Here is a 16,067-nt window from a genome sequence, read left to right as displayed (position 1 = left end):
CCCCGTTCGCGCTCCTGGAGACTGGAAACCGTGCCCAACCTCGTCAACCTCGAGTCGGTGTCGATCGGCTTCGGGGGACCGAAGCCCGTCCTCGACGGCGTGTCCCTCGGCATCGACACCGGTGACCGCATCGGCGTCGTCGGCCGCAACGGCGGCGGGAAGTCGACGCTGGTGAAGGTGCTGGCCGGGACGCTGACGCCCGACGGCGGCCGCCGCAGCCCCGTCGGCGGGCTGCAGATGGCGCTGGTCAGCCAGCAGACGCAGCTCTCCGGGGCGACGGTCCGCGACGCCGTGCTCGGCGGGCCCGTCCCCGATCACGAGTGGGCCGCCGACGCCCGCAGCCGCGCGGTCGTCGAGGGCCTGCGTCCCGGCGGCGACCGGGGCCTCGACGCGTCGGTCGACGGGCTGTCGGGTGGCGAGCGCCAGCGGATCGCGCTGTGTGCGGCCCTGGTGCAGGACCTCGACCTCCTGGTGCTCGACGAGCCCACCAACCACCTCGACGTCGAGGGCATCGGCTGGCTCGCCGAGCACCTGCTCGCCCGCCGCACCGCGCTCGTCGTCGTCACGCACGACCGCTGGTTCCTCGACACGGTCGCCTCGCGCACCTGGGAGGTCGTCGACGGGCACGTCGAGCAGTACGAGGGCGGCTACGGCGACTGGATCTTCGCGCGGGCCGAGCGCGCCCGGCTCTCGGACGCGGCCGAGCAGCGCCGCCAGAACCTCGCCCGCAAGGAGCTCGCGTGGCTGCGGCGCGGGCCGCAGGCGCGCACGTCGAAGCCGAAGTACCGCGTCGAGGCCGCCGAGGCGCTCATCGCCGACGTGCCCGCCCCGCGCGACACCGTCGAGCTCGTGACGATGGCCAAGCACCGCCTCGGGCGCACGGTCGTGGAGCTCGAGGACGCGACACTCACTGTGGGCAGCCAGGAGGGAGGGGAGCGCAGGACGCTGGTGAACCGCCAGACCTGGCGCATCGGCCCCGGCGACCGCATCGGCATCGTCGGGATCAACGGCTCGGGCAAGACGACGCTGCTGCGGGCCGTCGGCGGCGAGCGCGCGCTCGACGGCGGGCAGCGCATCCAGGGCACGACCGTGCGCCTCGCCCACCTCTCGCAGGACCTCGCCGACCTGCCGATGCACCGGCGCGTCCTGCAGGCCGTCGAGGACATCGCCGAGCGTGTGACGATCGGGCGCTACGAGCAGACCGCCTCGCAGCTCGCCGAACGTTTCGGCTTCCCCGCGAACCGCCAGTGGACGCCCGTCTCCGACCTCTCCGGCGGCGAGCGCCGGCGCCTGCAGCTCGTGCGGCTGCTGATGACCGAGCCCAACGTCCTGCTGCTCGACGAGCCCACCAACGACCTCGACGTCGACACCCTCCAGCAGCTCGAGGACCTCCTCGACGGCTGGCCCGGCACGCTCGTCGTCGTCAGCCACGACCGCTACCTCACCGAGCGGGTCTGCGACCGCGCCGTCGCGCTCTTCGGCGACGGGAAGATCACCGACCTCCCGGGCGGCATCGACGAGTACCTGCGCCGGCGCGCGGGCCAGCCCGCGGCCCCGTCGATCTCCGCGTCGTCGGCGCCGGGCCACGGGGCGCCCCGTGGCGAGGCGGAGCGCCGCGCCGCGCGCAAGGAGGCGACGCGGATCGAGCGACGCCTGGAGAAGATCGACAGCCAGGAGAAGAAGCTGCACGAGAAGCTCGCCGCGGCGGCCACCGAGCCGGGCCGGCTCCAGGAGCTCGACGCCGAGCTCCGGGCCCTGGTCAGCGAGCGGGAGCAGCTGGAGGAGGCGTGGCTGGAGAACGCGGTCGACTGACCGACCGCACCAGCCACACACCCAGCACCAGGAACGTCAGCCCCGCCGGCGCCCCCAACGGCGCGGCACCCGCCCCGAGGCCCAGCACGCCGCTGGCGACGAACGCGACCCCGATCGCCCGCGGGAACACGCGCGCCCGCAGCACCGACACCCCCACCAGCACCCAGCCGAGCCCGAAGAGCACGTAGCTCGTGAGCGCACCCGTGAGGAGGACGGCCGTCCGCTCGGCGGCGAACGCCGCCGGCGCGACCTCCGCGATCCACGGCGCGGCGAAGCCGTCGAACCACATGTTGCCGCCGAACTCGACGACGCCGACGAGGGCGACGACGAACGCCAGCGCCCCGAAGCCCCCGGCGGCACGGGCGTGACGCAGGTAGACCGCGACCAGCGCGACCGCGAGGGCGGCGAAGGCCACCGCGTAGCCGGCGTTGACGACGATCGTGAACGGGTCGGTCGTGAGGGCCACGGGTCCGCGACCGCCGAGCAGCCGGCCCAGGTCGGTGAGGACGAGGAGCGCGCCGGCGACGATCGCGAGCGGGCCCGCCCAGCGGGCGAGGACGAGGTCCTCCATCACACAGCCCGCGCGGTCGTCGTCGGGACGTCCGGCGCCCACGTCGCGTCCACGGGCGCGGGTCGGAGCCAGGACCTCAGGTCGACGACGACGAGGACGACCGCCACGGCCAGCCACACGACCATGTAGAGCAGGCCCTGGTGCTCGACGGCGCCCTCGGCGGCGTGGGCGATCACCACGAGCAGGACGCTGCCGCCGGTGTGGTTGAACAGCCACGTGTACCAGAACGTCACCGCGACGGTGCCCACGACGATGATCGCCACGTTCGAGCCCAGGTCACCCCCCTCGAGGAACGCCAGGGGCAGGTGCCACACGGTGATCACCACGGCGAGGATCGCGGTGGTGGCGAGCGGGGAGAGCCGGGTCTGCATCCCGGGCAGGGCGAATCCCCGCCACCCCGGCTCCTCGCCGAGGGGCCCGTCGGTCGGGTCCACCACGCGGAGCAGGAACATCAGCAGGACCGTGCCGGCCGCGACGGTCACGGTGGTGCCGTCCAGCGCGTACGCGACCAGGTGCACGGCGACCGGCACCCCGATCGCGAGCGCGTACCAGTACCACCGGACGCGCCACCGCACGAGACGTCGTCCGAGCTCGACCAGGCCGGCCCGTCCCCGGGCGATCGGCGCCACGATCAGCGCGGCGATCAGCGGGGCGAACGCCCCGAACGAGCCGAAGGGCACGAAGCCCCAGGCGATGACGAAGGTCAGGACGAAGAACGTGACGAGGGGGTGGTTCCGGACGGCGGTCACGAGGAGCTCCTCGGGTCGGGGGTGGAGTACTCCCAGGCGGCGCACTCCGGGTCCCGGGTCTTGACGTCCTCGAAGAGCAGCACGGCGCGGTCGATGTACCAGGCCTTCGCGCACACGCAGAGGAACAGCCCGGCGAGGGTGAGCAGGAGGTCCAGGCGGACGAGGCCGACGACGAGGACGGCGAGCCCGGTCGTCTGCCAGACGGTCGTGATCATCGGGACCCGTGAGGTCCGGAACTGCGCGGGGATGTCCCGCCTCGCGCCCTCGGCTGTGATGCGCTCGCCGAACACCCCCTTCGACGCCCAGTTCCGGGTGGAGCGGGGCGGGGGGAACAGCAGCGGCTCGACGACCATGAACACGAGCGCGCCGGCGCCGGCGAGCACCGCCCACCAGCCGATCCACACCCGGCTCCACGCCGCGAGGGCGATCAGCGGCAGCACGGAGAAGCGGACCCAGACGCTCCACGGGTTGGCGTGGCGCATCCACTGCTCGCCCCGCAGACCGAACAGCCCGGCGATGCGGCCCTCGGGCGTCGACGTCGTCATGGCGAGAAGGGTCCGCGCGCGCCGGGGGACGGACCAGCAGGCTGACCCTCGCGGATCGCCAGGGTTGTCCCCGTATCCGGCGTACCCGTGACGGTGCCAGCCTCCGGAGCGTGACCGCCCGGGTGCTGATCGTCGATGACCACGCGAGCTTCCGCTCGCTCGCGCGGCGCCTGCTGGTGGCCGAGGGCTTCGACGTCGTCGGGGAGGCGGGGGACGCGGCGGACGCCTTCGTGGCGGTCCGTTCGCTCGCGCCCGACGTCGTGCTGCTGGACATCCGGCTCCCGGACCTCGACGGTTTCGGTGTGGCCGAGGTGCTCGCCGGAGACGAGGACGCGCCCGCCGTCGTGCTCGTCTCCAGCCGGTCACGAGGTGACTACGGACCGCGTGTGGACGCGAGCCCCGCGCGCGGGTTCATCGCGAAACACGAGCTGACGGGGGACGCGCTCCGGGATGTCCTGGGAGAGAGCGGGTCGCCGTGAGGCGGTGGGGTGAGTGGTTCGTCGTGACGGCGGCGGTCCTGGCCGGCGTCGGGGCCGCGGCGGCGCTCGTGCGCGGGGGCTACGAGGTCCCGGTCGAGCTGGTCGCGCCGACGCTGGTGCTCAACCTCGCGGTCGGCTGGTCGTTCGTCGGGGTCGGTCTGGTCGCCCGGCGGCGCAGGCCCGCGAGCCGCACCGGCCTGCTCATGGTGCTGCTCGGGTTCGCGTGGCTCGCCCGCTTCCTGCTCGCGGTGGACACGACGCCGGCGTTCGTCGCGGGCGTGCTGCTGGGCTCGGTCTCGCTGAGCCTGTTCGTGCACCTGCTCGTCACGTTCCCGACGGGCCGGACGACCACCCCCGCCCAGCGGGTCCTCGTCGTCGTCGGCTACCTGCTCTCGGCCCCGTTGGACGCGGTCTTCCTCGCCCTCGGCGCGCAGCGGGGGCGGGGCGAGGGGCCGCCGCCCCACGGGCTCGTGATCGCCCCGTCGAACGGCGGGTCCACCCCCGAGCCCGTCGACCTCGTGGTGCAGGCGGTCGTGGTCGTGCTGCTGGTGGCGCTCCTGGTCTCGGTGTGGTCGCGATGGCGCGCGGCCGGGGTCGCCGAGCGCCGGGCGCTGACCCCGGGCCTGGTCGGCGGCACCGTCGTCGTCGCCACCCTGCTCGTCGAGCGCACCGCGATCCTGCTGGTCCTGCCCCCGTCCGCGGGGGTGGTCCTCGCGTGGTCGGCGCAGGTCGTCCTGGTCGTGTGGCCGGTCGCGCTGCTGCTGGGCCTGCTGCGCAGCCGGCTCGACCGCTCCGGCGTCGGCCGGCTCGTCGTCGACCTCGGGGACGGGCCTGCGGAGCCCGGACGTCTGCGCAGCGTCGTCGCGCGGACGCTGCACGACCCGTCGGCGGAGGTGGCCTATCGGCTGCCCGGCACCGACGACTACGTCGACGCCGCGGGTCACCCGGTCGAGGTCGCCCCGCGCGCCGACCGCGCCGTCGCCCACCTCGTCCGCGACGGCCGCCCGATCGCGGTGCTGCTGCACGACCCCGTGCTCAGCGGCGAGCCGGACCTCGTCGAGGCCGTGGCCGCCGGGGCGGGGCTCGCGGTGGAGAACGAGCGCCTGCACGCCCAGGTCCGCCACCAGCTGCGCGAGGTGCGCGCGTCGCGGGCCCGGCTGGTGGAGGCCGCGGACGGCGCGCGCCGGGCGGTCGAGCGGGACCTCCACGACGGCGCCCAGCAGCGCCTCGTGGCCGTCGGGCTGGCGCTGCGCCTGGCCCGCGCCCGCCTCGGCCCGGGATCGCCGGAGGAGCTGGACGCCCTGCTCGCCGAGGCCGGCGACGAGCTCGCCGGCGCGCTCGCGGAGCTGCGGGAGCTCGCCCGCGGCATCTACCCGCCGCTGCTCACCGACGAGGGTCTCGGGCCGGCGCTGGCCTCGCTCGCCGAACGGGCGTCGCTGCCGGTGGTCCTCGGTGCGGTCCCGGGGCAGCGGCCCCCGGAGGCCGTGGAGCAGGCCTGCTACTTCGTCGTCTCCGAGGCGCTGACGAACGCCGCGAAGCACGCGTCGGCGTCGCGCGTGGCGGTCGACGTGGTCGCCGACGGGGACGGCCTGCGGGTGGACGTCGTCGACGACGGCGGCGGCGGCGCGGACGCCGACGGCTCCGGGCTGCGGGGTCTCGCCGACCGGGTCGCGGCCGTGGGCGGGCGGTTCGCGGTGTCGAGCCCCGCCCGCGGCGGGACGCGCGTGACGGCGACGCTGCCGTGCGGGTGATGGTCGCGGACGACGCGGCGCTGTTCCGGGGCGGCCTCGCGCGCCTGCTCGCCGACCGCGGGGTCGAGGTGACGGCCGAGGTCGGCGACGCGGAGGCGCTGCTCGCGGCGGTGCGCGCGGACCCGCCGGATGCGGTGATCGTCGACATCCGGATGCCGCCGACCCACACCACCGAGGGCCTCGACGCCGCGCGCACCCTCGCGACCGAGCACCCCGCCGTCGGGGTCCTCGTCCTGTCGGCGCACGTGGAGCCGCACTACGCCGTGGCGCTGGTCGAGGCCGACGCGGGCGGCGCGGGCTACCTGCTCAAGGAGCGCGTCGCCGACGTCGAGGAGCTCACCGACGCCCTGCGGCGCGTGGTCGCGGGCGGCGTGGTCGTCGATCCGTCGGTGGTGGCGCAGCTCGTGGGGCGCCGGCGCGTGCGCAACCCGCTCGACACGCTGTCCGAGCGGGAGCGCGACGTGCTGGCCGTGATGGCCGAGGGGCGCTCCAACGCGGGGATCGGCGACCGGCTGCACCTGTCCGAGAAGACGGTGGAGGCCTACGCGCGCTCCGCGTTCACCAAGCTCGGCCTGCACGCCGCCGCGGACGACAACCGGCGGGTGCTCGCGGTGCTGGCGTACCTGCGCTCCTGAGCCGGAGGGCTCAGTGGAACCGGTTCTGCGCCGGCTCCAGGCCCTCGACGGCCAGCGCCTCGATGGCGTCGGCGGCCAGCTCGACCGAGACGTCGAGCTCCTTGCGCTCGGCCGCCGACCAGCGCTTGAGCACGTAGTCGGCGGGGTCCTGGCGTCCGGGCGGGCGGCCGATGCCGAAGCGCACGCGCAGGTAGTCCTTCGTGGCGAGCGACTTGGAGATCGAGCGCAGCCCGTTGTGGCCACCCTCGCCGCCGCCGCGCTTGAGGCGCACGACGCCGAACTCGAGGTCGAGGTCGTCGTGCACGACGATCACCTCGGTGGGCGGCACCGAGAAGAAGCGGGCGGCACCGGCGACGGGCCCGCCCGAGAGGTTCATGTAGCCGCGCGGCTTCGCCAGCACCGCGCGCCGGCCGGCCAGCCGGCCCTCGGCCACGTCGGCGCCGGAGCGCTTGTGGGCCGAGAACCGGCTGCCCATCCGTCCGGCCAGGGCGTCGACGACGAGGAACCCGACGTTGTGCCGGGTGCCGTCGTAGTCCGGGCCGGGGTTGCCCAGCCCGACGACCAGCAGGGGGCCGTCGGGCCGGGCAGCGGGAGAGCTCACGCGGGCAGGTCAGCTCTCGTCGGCGGAGGAGGCCTCGGCGCCCTCGCCGGACCCGTCGCCGGAGGCGGCCTCGGAGGACTCGCCGGTCTCGGCGGCCTCGTCCTCGGACGCGTCCTCCTCGACACCGGCGCCCTCGGCGTCGATCTCCTCCTCCATGGCCTCCTCGGTCGGCGCCTCGGTGACGTTGACGACGAGGATGTCGGCGTCGGTCACGAGCTCGGCGCCGTCGGGCAGGCGGATGTCCCCGGCGTTGATCTGTGTACCGATCTCGGCGTCCTCGATGACGACCGGGATCTCCTCGGGGATGTTGGTCGCGTCGGCCTCGATGGTCAGCGTGTCCTCGTTCTGGAACACGAGGGTGCCCGAGGCGGCGTCGCCCATGAGGACGAGGCGGACGTCGACCTGGACCTTCTCGCCGCGCCGGACGAGCACGAGGTCGACGTGCTCGAAGAAGCCCTTGATGGGGTCGCGGACGATGCTCTTGGCCAGCGCCATCGGCGGCTGACCCTCGAGGCCCGTGATGGTGAGCAGGGCGTTGCGCCCGTTCTCGCGCAGCACCGCGGCGAACTCGACGGTGTCGAAGGAGAGGTGCACGGGGTCGGTGCCGTGGCCGTAGAGGACGGCGGGGACCTTGCCGGCGCGACGTGTGCGACGCGCGGCACCCTTGCCGAACTCGGTGCGGGTCTCCGCTGCGATGCGGGTGTCGGCCATGGTGCGTCTCCTGCGGTTCGTCCTGGGTCGGCGCGCCGCGCGCGGCCCACCCGGGACGCCGGGGACGGCCGCACCGCGTCGATGACGGTCGGCTCTCGAGAGCCGACCCTCGCCGAAGTGCGTGGTCCACGATACCGGTGGCTCTGTCGGACCCCGCTCCTAGGGTGCGTGGCCGTGGACGAACCCGCGGACCGCGCCGCGACGCGTGCCGGCTACGACGCCATCGCCGAGCCGTACGCCGAGCTGTTCGGCGCCGAGCTCGCCCGCACGGTGATGGACCGCGCCGTCCTGGGCGCGTTCGCCGAGATGGTGGGGGACTCCGACGTCCTCGACGCGGGCTCCGGGCCGGGCGAGGTGGCCGCCCACCTCCAGGGGCTCGGCCCGCGGGTCCGCGGGATCGACCTGTCGCCCGCCATGGTGGCGCTCGCGCGGAGGACCTACCCCTGGATCCCGTTCGAGGTGGGCGACCTGGCTGCTCTCGACGTCGCCGACGGCGCGCTGGGCGGGGTCGTGGCGTGGTACTCGATCATCCACATCCCGCCGCCCGAGCTGCCGGCCGTGGTCCGCGGGTTCCACCGCGTCCTGCGCCCCGGCGGCCACCTCCTGCTGGGCTTCCAGATCGGGGACGACGTGTCCCACCACGACGAGGCGTTCGGGCACCGGGTCTCGCTCGACTTCCGCCGCCTGCAGCCCGACGACGTCGTCGCGCTCCTCGAGAGCGCGGGCTTCGACGTCGTCGCCCGCGTGGTGCGCCCGCCGGAGCCGGAGAGTGCCGCGTCGAGGACGCCCCAGGGCGCCGTCATCGCCCGCCGGCGCGGCTGACGTCGGAGCGAGGGACGCCTTGACTGCGTCCCACGGAGTCGGGGTGACCCTCGCTCCGGGACGTCGGGCCCGCCAGCGCCCTCAGGGCGTCGCGACGCCCCGGTAGAGGTACGACATCGGCCCCGGGCCGCGCAGGCTCTCGTGCTCCAGGTCGGTGACGGTCAGGCCGGCGTCACGGACGAGGACGTCGATCGGCCGGGTCAGGTGGCAGCCGGCGAACAGGCGCTGCTGGAGGCCGTCGAGGCGGTGCTGCCAGCGGGCGGTCGAGGGCTCGGGCGAGAGGCCGTGCTCGAGGAACAGGAAGACCCCGCCGGGGCGCAGGACGCGGCGCACCTCCCGCAGCGCGCGCTCGACGTCCGGGATCGTGCAGAGGGTGAAGGTGCTGACGACCGTGTCGGCGGTGGCGTCGGGGAGGTCGAGGTCGGCTGAGGGATCGGAGGAGTCGAGGCCGACGAACCGGACCGGGATCGACGTGGCGGCCATCCGGCGGGCCCCGAGACGGCGGGCCACCGCCGAGGGCTCGACGGCCCGCACCGAGGTCACCGCCGCCGGATAGAGGGGCAGCGTCGGCCCGCTGCCGAAGCCGAGCTCGACGACCTCACCGCGTGCCCGCTCCACGGCCCGGGCGCGCACGGCCCGGACATCGGCGGTGCCGAGCGCGAGGTCGGTGACCCGTGGGACGACGTGCTCGGACCACAGGTTCATGGGCCCAGGTTAGGCATTCCCGTCGAAGAGGTTCGTCACCGAACCGTCCTCGAAGACCTCCTTCACCGCGCGGGCGATGATCGGGGCGATCGACAGGACGGTCAGCGCCGGGAAGCGCTTGGAGTCCGGGATCGGCAGGGTGTTCGTGATGATGACCTCGCGCGCCCCGCAGGTGGAGAGGCGCTCGACGGCCGGCCCGGAGAGCACGCCGTGGGTGGCGGCGATGACGACGTCCGTCGCCCCGTCCGCCAGCAGCGCCTCGGTGGCCTTGGCGATCGTGCCGCCGGTGTCGATCATGTCGTCGACGAGGATGCAGGTGCGGCCGCTGACCTCGCCGACCACGCGGTTGGCGACGACCTCGTTGGGCTTGGTCTTGTCGCGGCTCTTGTGGATGAAGGCCAGCGGGACGCCGCCGAGCATGTCGGCCCACTTCTCGGCGACGCGCACGCGACCGGAGTCGGGGGCGACGACGGCGAGCTCGTGGTCGGCGTAGGTGTCGCGCAGGTGCTCGGCGAGGACCTTGTTGGCCAGCAGGTGGTCGACGGGACCGTCGAAGAAGCCCTGGATCTGGTCGGTGTGCAGGTCGATCGTCATGATCCGGTCCGCGCCGGCGGTCTTGAGCATGTCCGCGACGAGGCGGGCCGAGATGGGCTCGCGGCCGCGGTGCTTCTTGTCCTGGCGGGCGTAGCCGTAGAACGGCACCACGGCGGTGATCCGCTTGGCCGACGCCCGCTTCAGGGCGTCGATCATGATGAGCTGCTCCATGATCCACTGGTTGATGGGATCGGTGTGGCTCTGGATCACGAACGCGTCGGAGCCGCGCACCGACTCCTCGAAGCGGACGAAGATCTCGCCGTTCGCGAAGTCGTACGCCTGCTGGGGCGTGATGGTGACGTCCAGCTCCTTGGCGATCTCCTCCGCGAGCTCCGGGTGTGCCCGCCCGGAGAAGAGCATCAGGCTCTTCTTCGGGATCGACGACATGCTCACGGTCACGGGTCCTCCTGCTCGTGGTCGTCCGAGCCGGCGGCCCGGGTGGCGGCCTTGCCGGCCTGCTCGGCGGCCTGGGCCGCTGCGGTGCCCGGGCGCTTGCGCCCGACCCAGCCCTCGACGTTGCGCTGCGGCCCCGAGGACACCGCGAGCGCGCCCGGGGGCACGTCCTCGCGGACGACGGTGCCGGCACCGGTGTACGCGCCGTCGCCGATGGTCACGGGGGCGACGAAGGTGTTGTCGGAGCCCGTGCGCACGTGGGAGCCGACGGTCGTGCGGTGCTTGGTGACGCCGTCGTAGTTGACGAACACCGAGGACGCCCCGATGTTGCTGCCCTCGCCGATGGTGGCGTCGCCGACGTAGGTGAGGTGCGGCACCTTGCTGCCCTCGCCGATGTGGGCGTTCTTGACCTCGACGAACGTGCCGATCTTCCCGCGGGCGTCGAGCTCGACGCCCGGGCGCAGGTAGGCGAAGGGCCCCACCGAGGTCTCGGGCCCGATGCGCGACGACGAGCCGTGCGTGCGCACCACGGCGGCCCGCGCGCCGACGACGACGTCGGTGAGCGTGGTGTCGGGCCCGACCGTGGCGCCCTCGGCGACGGTGGTGCGCCCGTGCAGCTGCGTGCCCGGGTGCAGCGTGACGTCGCGCTCGAGGCGGACGCCGACGTCGATCCAGGTGCTCGTCGGGTCGACCACCGTGACCCCCGCGCGCATCCAGCGCTCGAGCAGCCGGCGGTTGAGCTCGGCGCCGAGCGAGGCCATCTGCACACGGTCGTTGACCCCGGCGACGAGCCACGGGTCGGCGGTCTCCACCGCACCGGCCCCGCGCCCGGACTCGGCGGCGATCGCGACCACGTCGGTGAGGTAGAGCTCGCCCTGGGAGTTGTGGGTGGTGAGGTGCCCGAGCGCCTCGCGCAGGAAGGCGAGGTCGAAGGCGTAGACGCCCGAGTTCACCTCGTTGATCGCGAGCTGCTCGAGCGTCGCGTCGCGGTGCTCGACGATCGCGGTGACCTGGTTGGCGTCGTCCCGGACGACCCGCCCGTAGCCGCGGGGGTCGTCGAGCTCGGCGGTCAGCAGCGTCACCGCGTACCCGCCGTCGACGTGCTCGGCGAGCAGGGCCCGCATGGTGGCGGCGTCGAGCAGGGGCACGTCGCCGTAGGAGACGACGACGGTGCCCTCGAGGTCGTCGGGCAGCCGGGCGATGCCGCAGGCGACCGCGTGTCCGGTGCCGCGACGGCGGTCCTGCACGGCGGTGACGACCTCGCGGTCGAGCTCCGCGGCCAGCCCGATCGTGTGGGTGCCGACCTGTTCGCGCTCGTGCCCCACGACCACGACGAGGTGCTCGGGGGTGGTACCCGCGGCGGCGTGCACGGCGTGCCCGAGGAGGCTGCGGCCACCGACCGGGTGCAGCACCTTGGGGGTGGCCGAGTGCATCCGGGTGCCCTCACCGGCGGCGAGGACGACGACGGCGGTCGGGCTCGGCGGCATCGGCTCTACTGGCTCCCACTCGTGCGCGGGCCGGCCCCGGGTCCGGGGCTCGTCGCGCCTGATCCTACGACCGTCCCCTCGCGCGGGGATGGGGGCGTGCGTCCGAGGGCCCTCGGGGCGGCTCAGGGCCGGGTGCCGGACGGGGTCGCCTCGTGCACCCGGACCGCATCCCCGCCGGCCCGTTTGACCGCGTACATCGCCGCGTCGGCCCGGGCGAGGACCTCGGTGGCGTCCTCGCCGGGACGGGCCGCGACGACACCGACGGACAGGGTCACGACGTCGCGGCGGCGTCGGTGGGTCGAGGTCCCGCCGGCGTCGCCTCCGGTCGGCAGGGCCGCCACCGCCGCCCGCGCCCGCGCCATCGCCGCCCCGGCGTCGCCGGCCGCGGTGTCGGGGAGGACGACGACGAACTCGTCGCCGCCGTAGCGCGCGACCAGGTCCGGCGCCCGCAGCGAGGACCGCAGCGCCGCCGCCACGCCGCGCAGCACCTCGTCGCCGCGGGCGTGGGAGATCGCGTCGTTGATCTGCTTGAAGCGGTCGACGTCGATCATCACGACCGCCGGCCCCGGGCCCGCCCCGCGCAGGGCCGCGGCGGCGAGGGCCTCGTCGAGGAAGCCGTCGAGGGCGCGGCGGTTCGGCAGGCCGGTCAGGGGATCGGCCAGCGCGAGCGCCGCGACCTGACCGTGCTCGCGGCTGAGCCGGTCGTGCGCGAGTCGGGTCTGCAGCGACAGCACGCGCGCCTGCTGCAGGGCCCACAGCTCGGCCTCGAGGTCCGCGGTGTAGTCGGCGAGCGCGGCCTTCGCCGCGTGGTTCGGCGGGTCGCACGACAGCGCGAGCAGTGCCCGGAGCCGGGCGAGCTCCCGGGTGACCGAGAGCATGAGGCTCTGCTCGCCACGCGGGGGGCGGGCGCGCACCCCGGCGAGCAGGGTCGCCGCGGCGTCCGCGTCGCCGGCCCGCTCGAGGGCGCGGGCCCGGGCGACGTGGACGAGCAGGCGGTCGTGCTGCGACGGGAGGTACGGCACGCGGGCGAGGGCCAGCGCGTCGTGGCGGGCGAGGTGGCGCTCGACGGTGGCGGCCGCCCGGCCCGGCGCGTGGCGACCCAGGACGCCCGCGGCCCGCAGCAGGGGTTGCTCGACGGCGCTCGCGCCCCGCCGCATCCCGTCGGCGGCGTCGGCGGCCGCGCGCAGCCGCTCGGAGCCCTGGTGCCCGCCGCGCTCCAGACGCAGGCCCCACGACAGGCCGACACGCACGTGCTCGTAGGCGGGGCCCGCGTGGTCGTCGGAGAGCGCGTGGGCCTGGTCGAGCAGGGTCTCCGCCAGGTCGTGCATGCCCAGCGACACGAGCGTGCCGGCCGCGAGGCGACGGGAGCCCTGCACGTTCTCGCGGTGCTCCGCGACGGTGGGGGCGTGGTCGACGAGGACGGGCTCCTCGAGGTGCGACAGCGCCGTCGACACCGCCGACAGGGCACGGTCGTCGTCGGCGTCGAGCATGGCGCGGCGCGCCAGCAGCATGTGCGCGTCGGCGGCGAAGAGCGTCAGCCCGTGCTCGGCGACCAGTGCGAGCAGCTCGTCGACCAGCTCGTCGAGCGCGGGGCCGGAGGCGGCGTGAGCCGGGTCGGCGGCGAGGACGACGCGCGCGACCAGGGTCTGGCGCAGCAGGAGCGCCCGCAGACCCGGCTCGCACGGGCCGGTGGCCGTCGCGCGCAGGACGTCCTCGAGCGTGGCCAGGCTGCCCTGCGGGTCGGGGCACGGGACACGCGTGGCCGTGAGGGTGGCGGCGCTGGCGCGGCCGACGAGCTCGGCCCGCGCGGGCGTGCGGGTCCGCGGGCGCGCCGGTGCGCTCGTCGTGCTTCCCGGGAGCATCGCCACCTCCGGCGTCCCGGGACCCCCGTCGGGAGTCCTGATTCAGACGATCGGGCGAAGGGCCGCGCCGAGAGGTGGACGCAGCGCCGATCGTCGGGGGTCACTCTCCTACGTGCCGGGGAGGCGCCTGTACCCACCCCGGTGATGAGGCATCCTCGATCACCATGGCGCGCTCGTCCCCGGGGTCCGCACGGTCGCTCGCCGACCGCGACGCACCCCTGATCCGTGACCACCTGCGCGGCCGTACGGCCGTGCTCGCGGCCGTCGCGGCGACGGCCGTCGCGGCCCTGGCCTGGCGCTACGCGGGCGACTCGGACGGCGGGCGCACCGACCGGCAGCTCTCGGGGCTGCTCGAGATGCGCCAGGGGACGGCCCGCGCGGTCGGGCAGGGGTTCGCGACGCTCGGCGGCCCCGCGCCCGTCGTCGTGGCCCTGCTCGTGCTGGCGCCGCTCGCCTGGTGGCTGCGCGGCGGGCGCGGGCTCGCGCTCGTCCTCGCCGGTCCGCCCACGGCGATGGTGACGACGTCGCTCGTGCTCAAGCCGCTCGTCGAGCGCACGCGCGGCGACGAGCTGGCCTTCCCCAGCGGGCACGCCACCTCGGTGGGCTCGCTGGCGGTGGCCGGCGCGGTCCTGGTGCTGGGCCTGCCCACGCTGCCTCGGGCCCTGCGCCTGCTGACGGTCGGCGGGCTCGCGGTGCTCGTCGGGACGGTCGTCGCGTCGCTCGTCGGGCGCGGCTACCACTACCCGACCGACACGTTCGGCGCCCTCGGCGTGGCCGTGGCCGTCGTGCTGGTGGTGGCCCTCGCCGTCGACGCCTGGGCCGACGTCGTCACCGACCCCGGCCCCGACCCGCGCGCGTTCGACCCCCGCGAGCGCCCGACCGACGTCCTGCCCCCGCTCGACCCTCAGCCGCGTGCGGCCGCGAGCTCGCGGGCCTCCTCGTCCGAGGTGGCCGCCGGGTTCGAGCCCGGCAGCGGCTGAGTCCCCGGTTCCCGCAGGTAGCGCACGGCGACGAGGCCGACGACGGCCGCGAGCATCAGGTACACCGCCGGCATCACGAGCACCCCGGTGAGGGCGATGAGCCCCTCGACGATGACCGACGTCGTCCCGCCGAAGACCGAGACCGCGATGTTGAAGGTGATCGCGAGCGACCCGTAGCGCACGCCGGTGCTGAACAGGGACGGCAGCGTGGAGGGCATGGTGGCGTTGAAGCACACCATCGTCAGGCCGAGCAGGAGCAGGCCCGCGAGCACACCGGGGATGGACCCGGTGCGCATCAGCAGGAAGGCCGGGACGGCGAGCACCACGAGCATGATGCAGCCGGTGAGGATGATCGGCTTGCGGCCCACGCGGTCGGCGAGCTTGCCGAGCACGGGCACGATCGCGAGGAGCACGAGGAACAGGATGATCTGCAGGATGTGCGACGTCGTCGTCGTGAGCGTCGGCGCCCCGTACTCGCCGAGGGTCTCGGTGAGGTAGGTGGGCACGACCGTGGTGAGCGTGTAGTTGGTGACGTTGAAGACGATCACCAGGCCGCCGCACACGAGGACCGGCTTCCACCCGTAGCGGGCCGCGGCGCGGAAGAACTCGCGGAACGACTGCTGGCCCTGCTCCTCGGAGGACTCCGAGAGCTGGGAGAACGCCGGGGTCTCCTCGAGGCGGTAGCGCAGGTAGAGCCCGATCATGCCCATCGGCAGGGCGATGAGGAACGGGATGCGCCAGCCCCAGCTCAGGAGCTCGGGGGAGTTCTCGCCGAGGACGGCCTGGAGCACGGTGACGACACCGGCACCGAGCAGGTAGCCGGTGATCGTGCCGAACTCCAGGAAGCTCGCCAGGAAGCCGCGGCGCCGGTCGGGCGCGTACTCGGCGACGAACGTCATCGCCCCCGCGTACTCCCCGCCGGTGGAGAAGCCCTGCAGCAGCCGGCACAGCAGCAGCAGGAGCGGCGCCGCGAGACCGATGGAGGCGTAGGTGGGCAGGACGCCGATCCCGAAGGTGGCGACGGCCATCAGGAGCATGGTCGTGGCGAGGGTCTTCGTCCGGCCGATGCGGTCGGCCAGCGGCCCGAAGAACAGCCCGCCGAAGGGCCGCGCGAGGAACGACGCCGCGAACAGGGCGGCGGTGATGACGGGACCGCCCGCGGTGCCCGGCGGCAGGAACACCACCTGGATCGTCGTCTCCAGGTAGGCGTAGACGCCGAAGTCGTACCACTCGGTGACGTTGCCGATCCCCGAGGCCGTGACGGCCCGCCGGACGAGGCTCGGGGGCGTCACGGTGACGCCGTCCACGGTGTGGGGCCCCTCCGGGGCCGTGTCACGGCTCGACATGGCCGTGCGGATACCCGGCCGGGC

General features: G+C 74.7%; 16 protein-coding genes. 6 read left to right on the top strand and 10 right to left on the bottom strand.

Annotation, left to right across the window (positions count from 1 at the left end; all coding sequences use genetic code 11):
• Positions 1–30 precede the first annotated feature (30 nt).
• Entirely contained in the window at positions 31–1,812 is a 1,782-nt protein-coding gene (locus PH191_RS08800; protein WP_274194241.1) for an ABC-F family ATP-binding cassette domain-containing protein, read from the top strand.
• Here PH191_RS08800 and PH191_RS08795 read toward each other — a convergent pair.
• Genes PH191_RS08795 through PH191_RS08785 form a run of 3 tightly spaced genes read right to left on the bottom strand, consistent with a single transcriptional unit; the run spans position 1,760 to position 3,677 of the window.
• Positions 1,760–2,425: a hypothetical protein gene (locus tag PH191_RS08795; RefSeq protein WP_274194240.1), complete on the bottom strand. Its 666-nt coding sequence runs from the start codon at positions 2,423–2,425 to the stop codon at positions 1,760–1,762. The two genes, PH191_RS08800 and PH191_RS08795, sit on opposite strands and share 53 nt — an antisense overlap.
• On the bottom strand, positions 2,383–3,132 hold the full coding sequence (locus PH191_RS08790; RefSeq protein WP_274194239.1) for a CPBP family intramembrane glutamic endopeptidase: 750 nt from the start codon (positions 3,130–3,132) through the stop codon (positions 2,383–2,385). Before PH191_RS08790 ends, PH191_RS08795 begins: the two co-directional genes overlap by 43 nt.
• The gene (locus PH191_RS08785) at positions 3,129–3,677 is read right to left on the bottom strand and encodes a DUF6653 family protein (RefSeq protein WP_274194238.1); all 549 of its coding nucleotides are present in this window, start codon (positions 3,675–3,677) and stop codon (positions 3,129–3,131) included. The genes PH191_RS08790 and PH191_RS08785 overlap by 4 nt, the downstream gene beginning before the upstream one ends.
• A 110-nt stretch (positions 3,678–3,787) precedes the next feature.
• Here PH191_RS08785 and PH191_RS08780 point away from each other — a divergent pair, with 110 nt between their 5' ends.
• From PH191_RS08780 to PH191_RS08770, 3 genes are read left to right on the top strand one after another with little or no spacing between them, the layout of a single operon-like run.
• Complete coding sequence (locus tag PH191_RS08780) at positions 3,788–4,156, top strand: LytR/AlgR family response regulator transcription factor (RefSeq protein WP_274194237.1); 369 nt, start codon at positions 3,788–3,790, stop codon at positions 4,154–4,156.
• Positions 4,157–4,179: 23 nt separating this feature from the next.
• Entirely contained in the window at positions 4,180–5,907 is a 1,728-nt protein-coding gene (locus tag PH191_RS08775) for a sensor histidine kinase (RefSeq protein WP_274194236.1), read from the top strand.
• A complete protein-coding gene (locus PH191_RS08770; protein ID WP_274194235.1) occupies positions 5,898–6,542 on the top strand; it encodes a response regulator transcription factor in 645 nt (214 codons plus the stop codon). The genes PH191_RS08775 and PH191_RS08770 overlap by 10 nt, the downstream gene beginning before the upstream one ends.
• A 10-nt stretch (positions 6,543–6,552) precedes the next feature.
• Here PH191_RS08770 and pth read toward each other — a convergent pair whose 3' ends face one another.
• The gene (pth, locus tag PH191_RS08765; protein ID WP_274194234.1) at positions 6,553–7,143 is read right to left on the bottom strand and encodes an aminoacyl-tRNA hydrolase; all 591 of its coding nucleotides are present in this window, start codon (positions 7,141–7,143) and stop codon (positions 6,553–6,555) included.
• 9 nt (positions 7,144–7,152) lie between these two features.
• Positions 7,153–7,854 (bottom strand): 50S ribosomal protein L25/general stress protein Ctc, encoded by a 702-nt coding sequence (locus tag PH191_RS08760; RefSeq protein WP_274194233.1) that lies wholly within the window; start codon positions 7,852–7,854, stop codon positions 7,153–7,155.
• Between the two features lie 174 nt (positions 7,855–8,028).
• Between PH191_RS08760 and PH191_RS08755 the strand changes: the two genes are divergently transcribed.
• Complete coding sequence (locus PH191_RS08755; RefSeq protein ID WP_274194232.1) at positions 8,029–8,676, top strand: class I SAM-dependent DNA methyltransferase; 648 nt, start codon at positions 8,029–8,031, stop codon at positions 8,674–8,676.
• 81 nt (positions 8,677–8,757) lie between these two features.
• On the opposite strand, the gene PH191_RS08750 is transcribed toward PH191_RS08755, so the two are convergent.
• The 4 genes from PH191_RS08750 to PH191_RS08735 form a co-directional block, all read right to left on the bottom strand.
• Complete coding sequence (locus tag PH191_RS08750) at positions 8,758–9,381, bottom strand: class I SAM-dependent methyltransferase (protein WP_274194231.1); 624 nt, start codon at positions 9,379–9,381, stop codon at positions 8,758–8,760.
• A 9-nt stretch (positions 9,382–9,390) separates the two neighbouring features.
• Positions 9,391–10,362 (bottom strand): ribose-phosphate diphosphokinase, encoded by a 972-nt coding sequence (locus PH191_RS08745; protein ID WP_274194697.1) that lies wholly within the window; start codon positions 10,360–10,362, stop codon positions 9,391–9,393.
• An 8-nt stretch (positions 10,363–10,370) separates the two neighbouring features.
• Positions 10,371–11,855 carry a bifunctional UDP-N-acetylglucosamine diphosphorylase/glucosamine-1-phosphate N-acetyltransferase GlmU gene (glmU, locus tag PH191_RS08740; protein ID WP_274194230.1) on the bottom strand — a complete coding sequence of 495 codons (1,485 nt, stop codon included), beginning with the start codon at positions 11,853–11,855 and terminating at the stop codon, positions 10,371–10,373.
• Between the two features lie 122 nt (positions 11,856–11,977).
• A complete protein-coding gene (locus PH191_RS08735) occupies positions 11,978–13,717 on the bottom strand; it encodes a GGDEF domain-containing protein (protein ID WP_274194229.1) in 1,740 nt (579 codons plus the stop codon).
• A 164-nt stretch (positions 13,718–13,881) separates the two neighbouring features.
• Here PH191_RS08735 and PH191_RS08730 point away from each other — a divergent pair, with 164 nt between their 5' ends.
• On the top strand, positions 13,882–14,697 hold the full coding sequence (locus PH191_RS08730; RefSeq protein WP_274194228.1) for a phosphatase PAP2 family protein: 816 nt from the start codon (positions 13,882–13,884) through the stop codon (positions 14,695–14,697).
• Here the strand turns inward: PH191_RS08730 and PH191_RS08725 are convergent.
• Positions 14,622–16,043: an MFS transporter gene (locus PH191_RS08725; RefSeq protein ID WP_274194227.1), complete on the bottom strand. Its 1,422-nt coding sequence runs from the start codon at positions 16,041–16,043 to the stop codon at positions 14,622–14,624. The genes PH191_RS08730 and PH191_RS08725 overlap by 76 nt on opposite strands.
• Between the last annotated feature and the right edge of the window lie 24 nt (positions 16,044–16,067).

The organism is Actinomycetospora callitridis (genome assembly GCF_028737265.1).
Lineage (GTDB): Bacteria > Actinomycetota > Actinomycetes > Mycobacteriales > Pseudonocardiaceae > Actinomycetospora > Actinomycetospora callitridis.
Note: the sequence above shows the minus strand (reverse complement) of the source record. Positions and strands in the feature narration are given on the sequence as shown.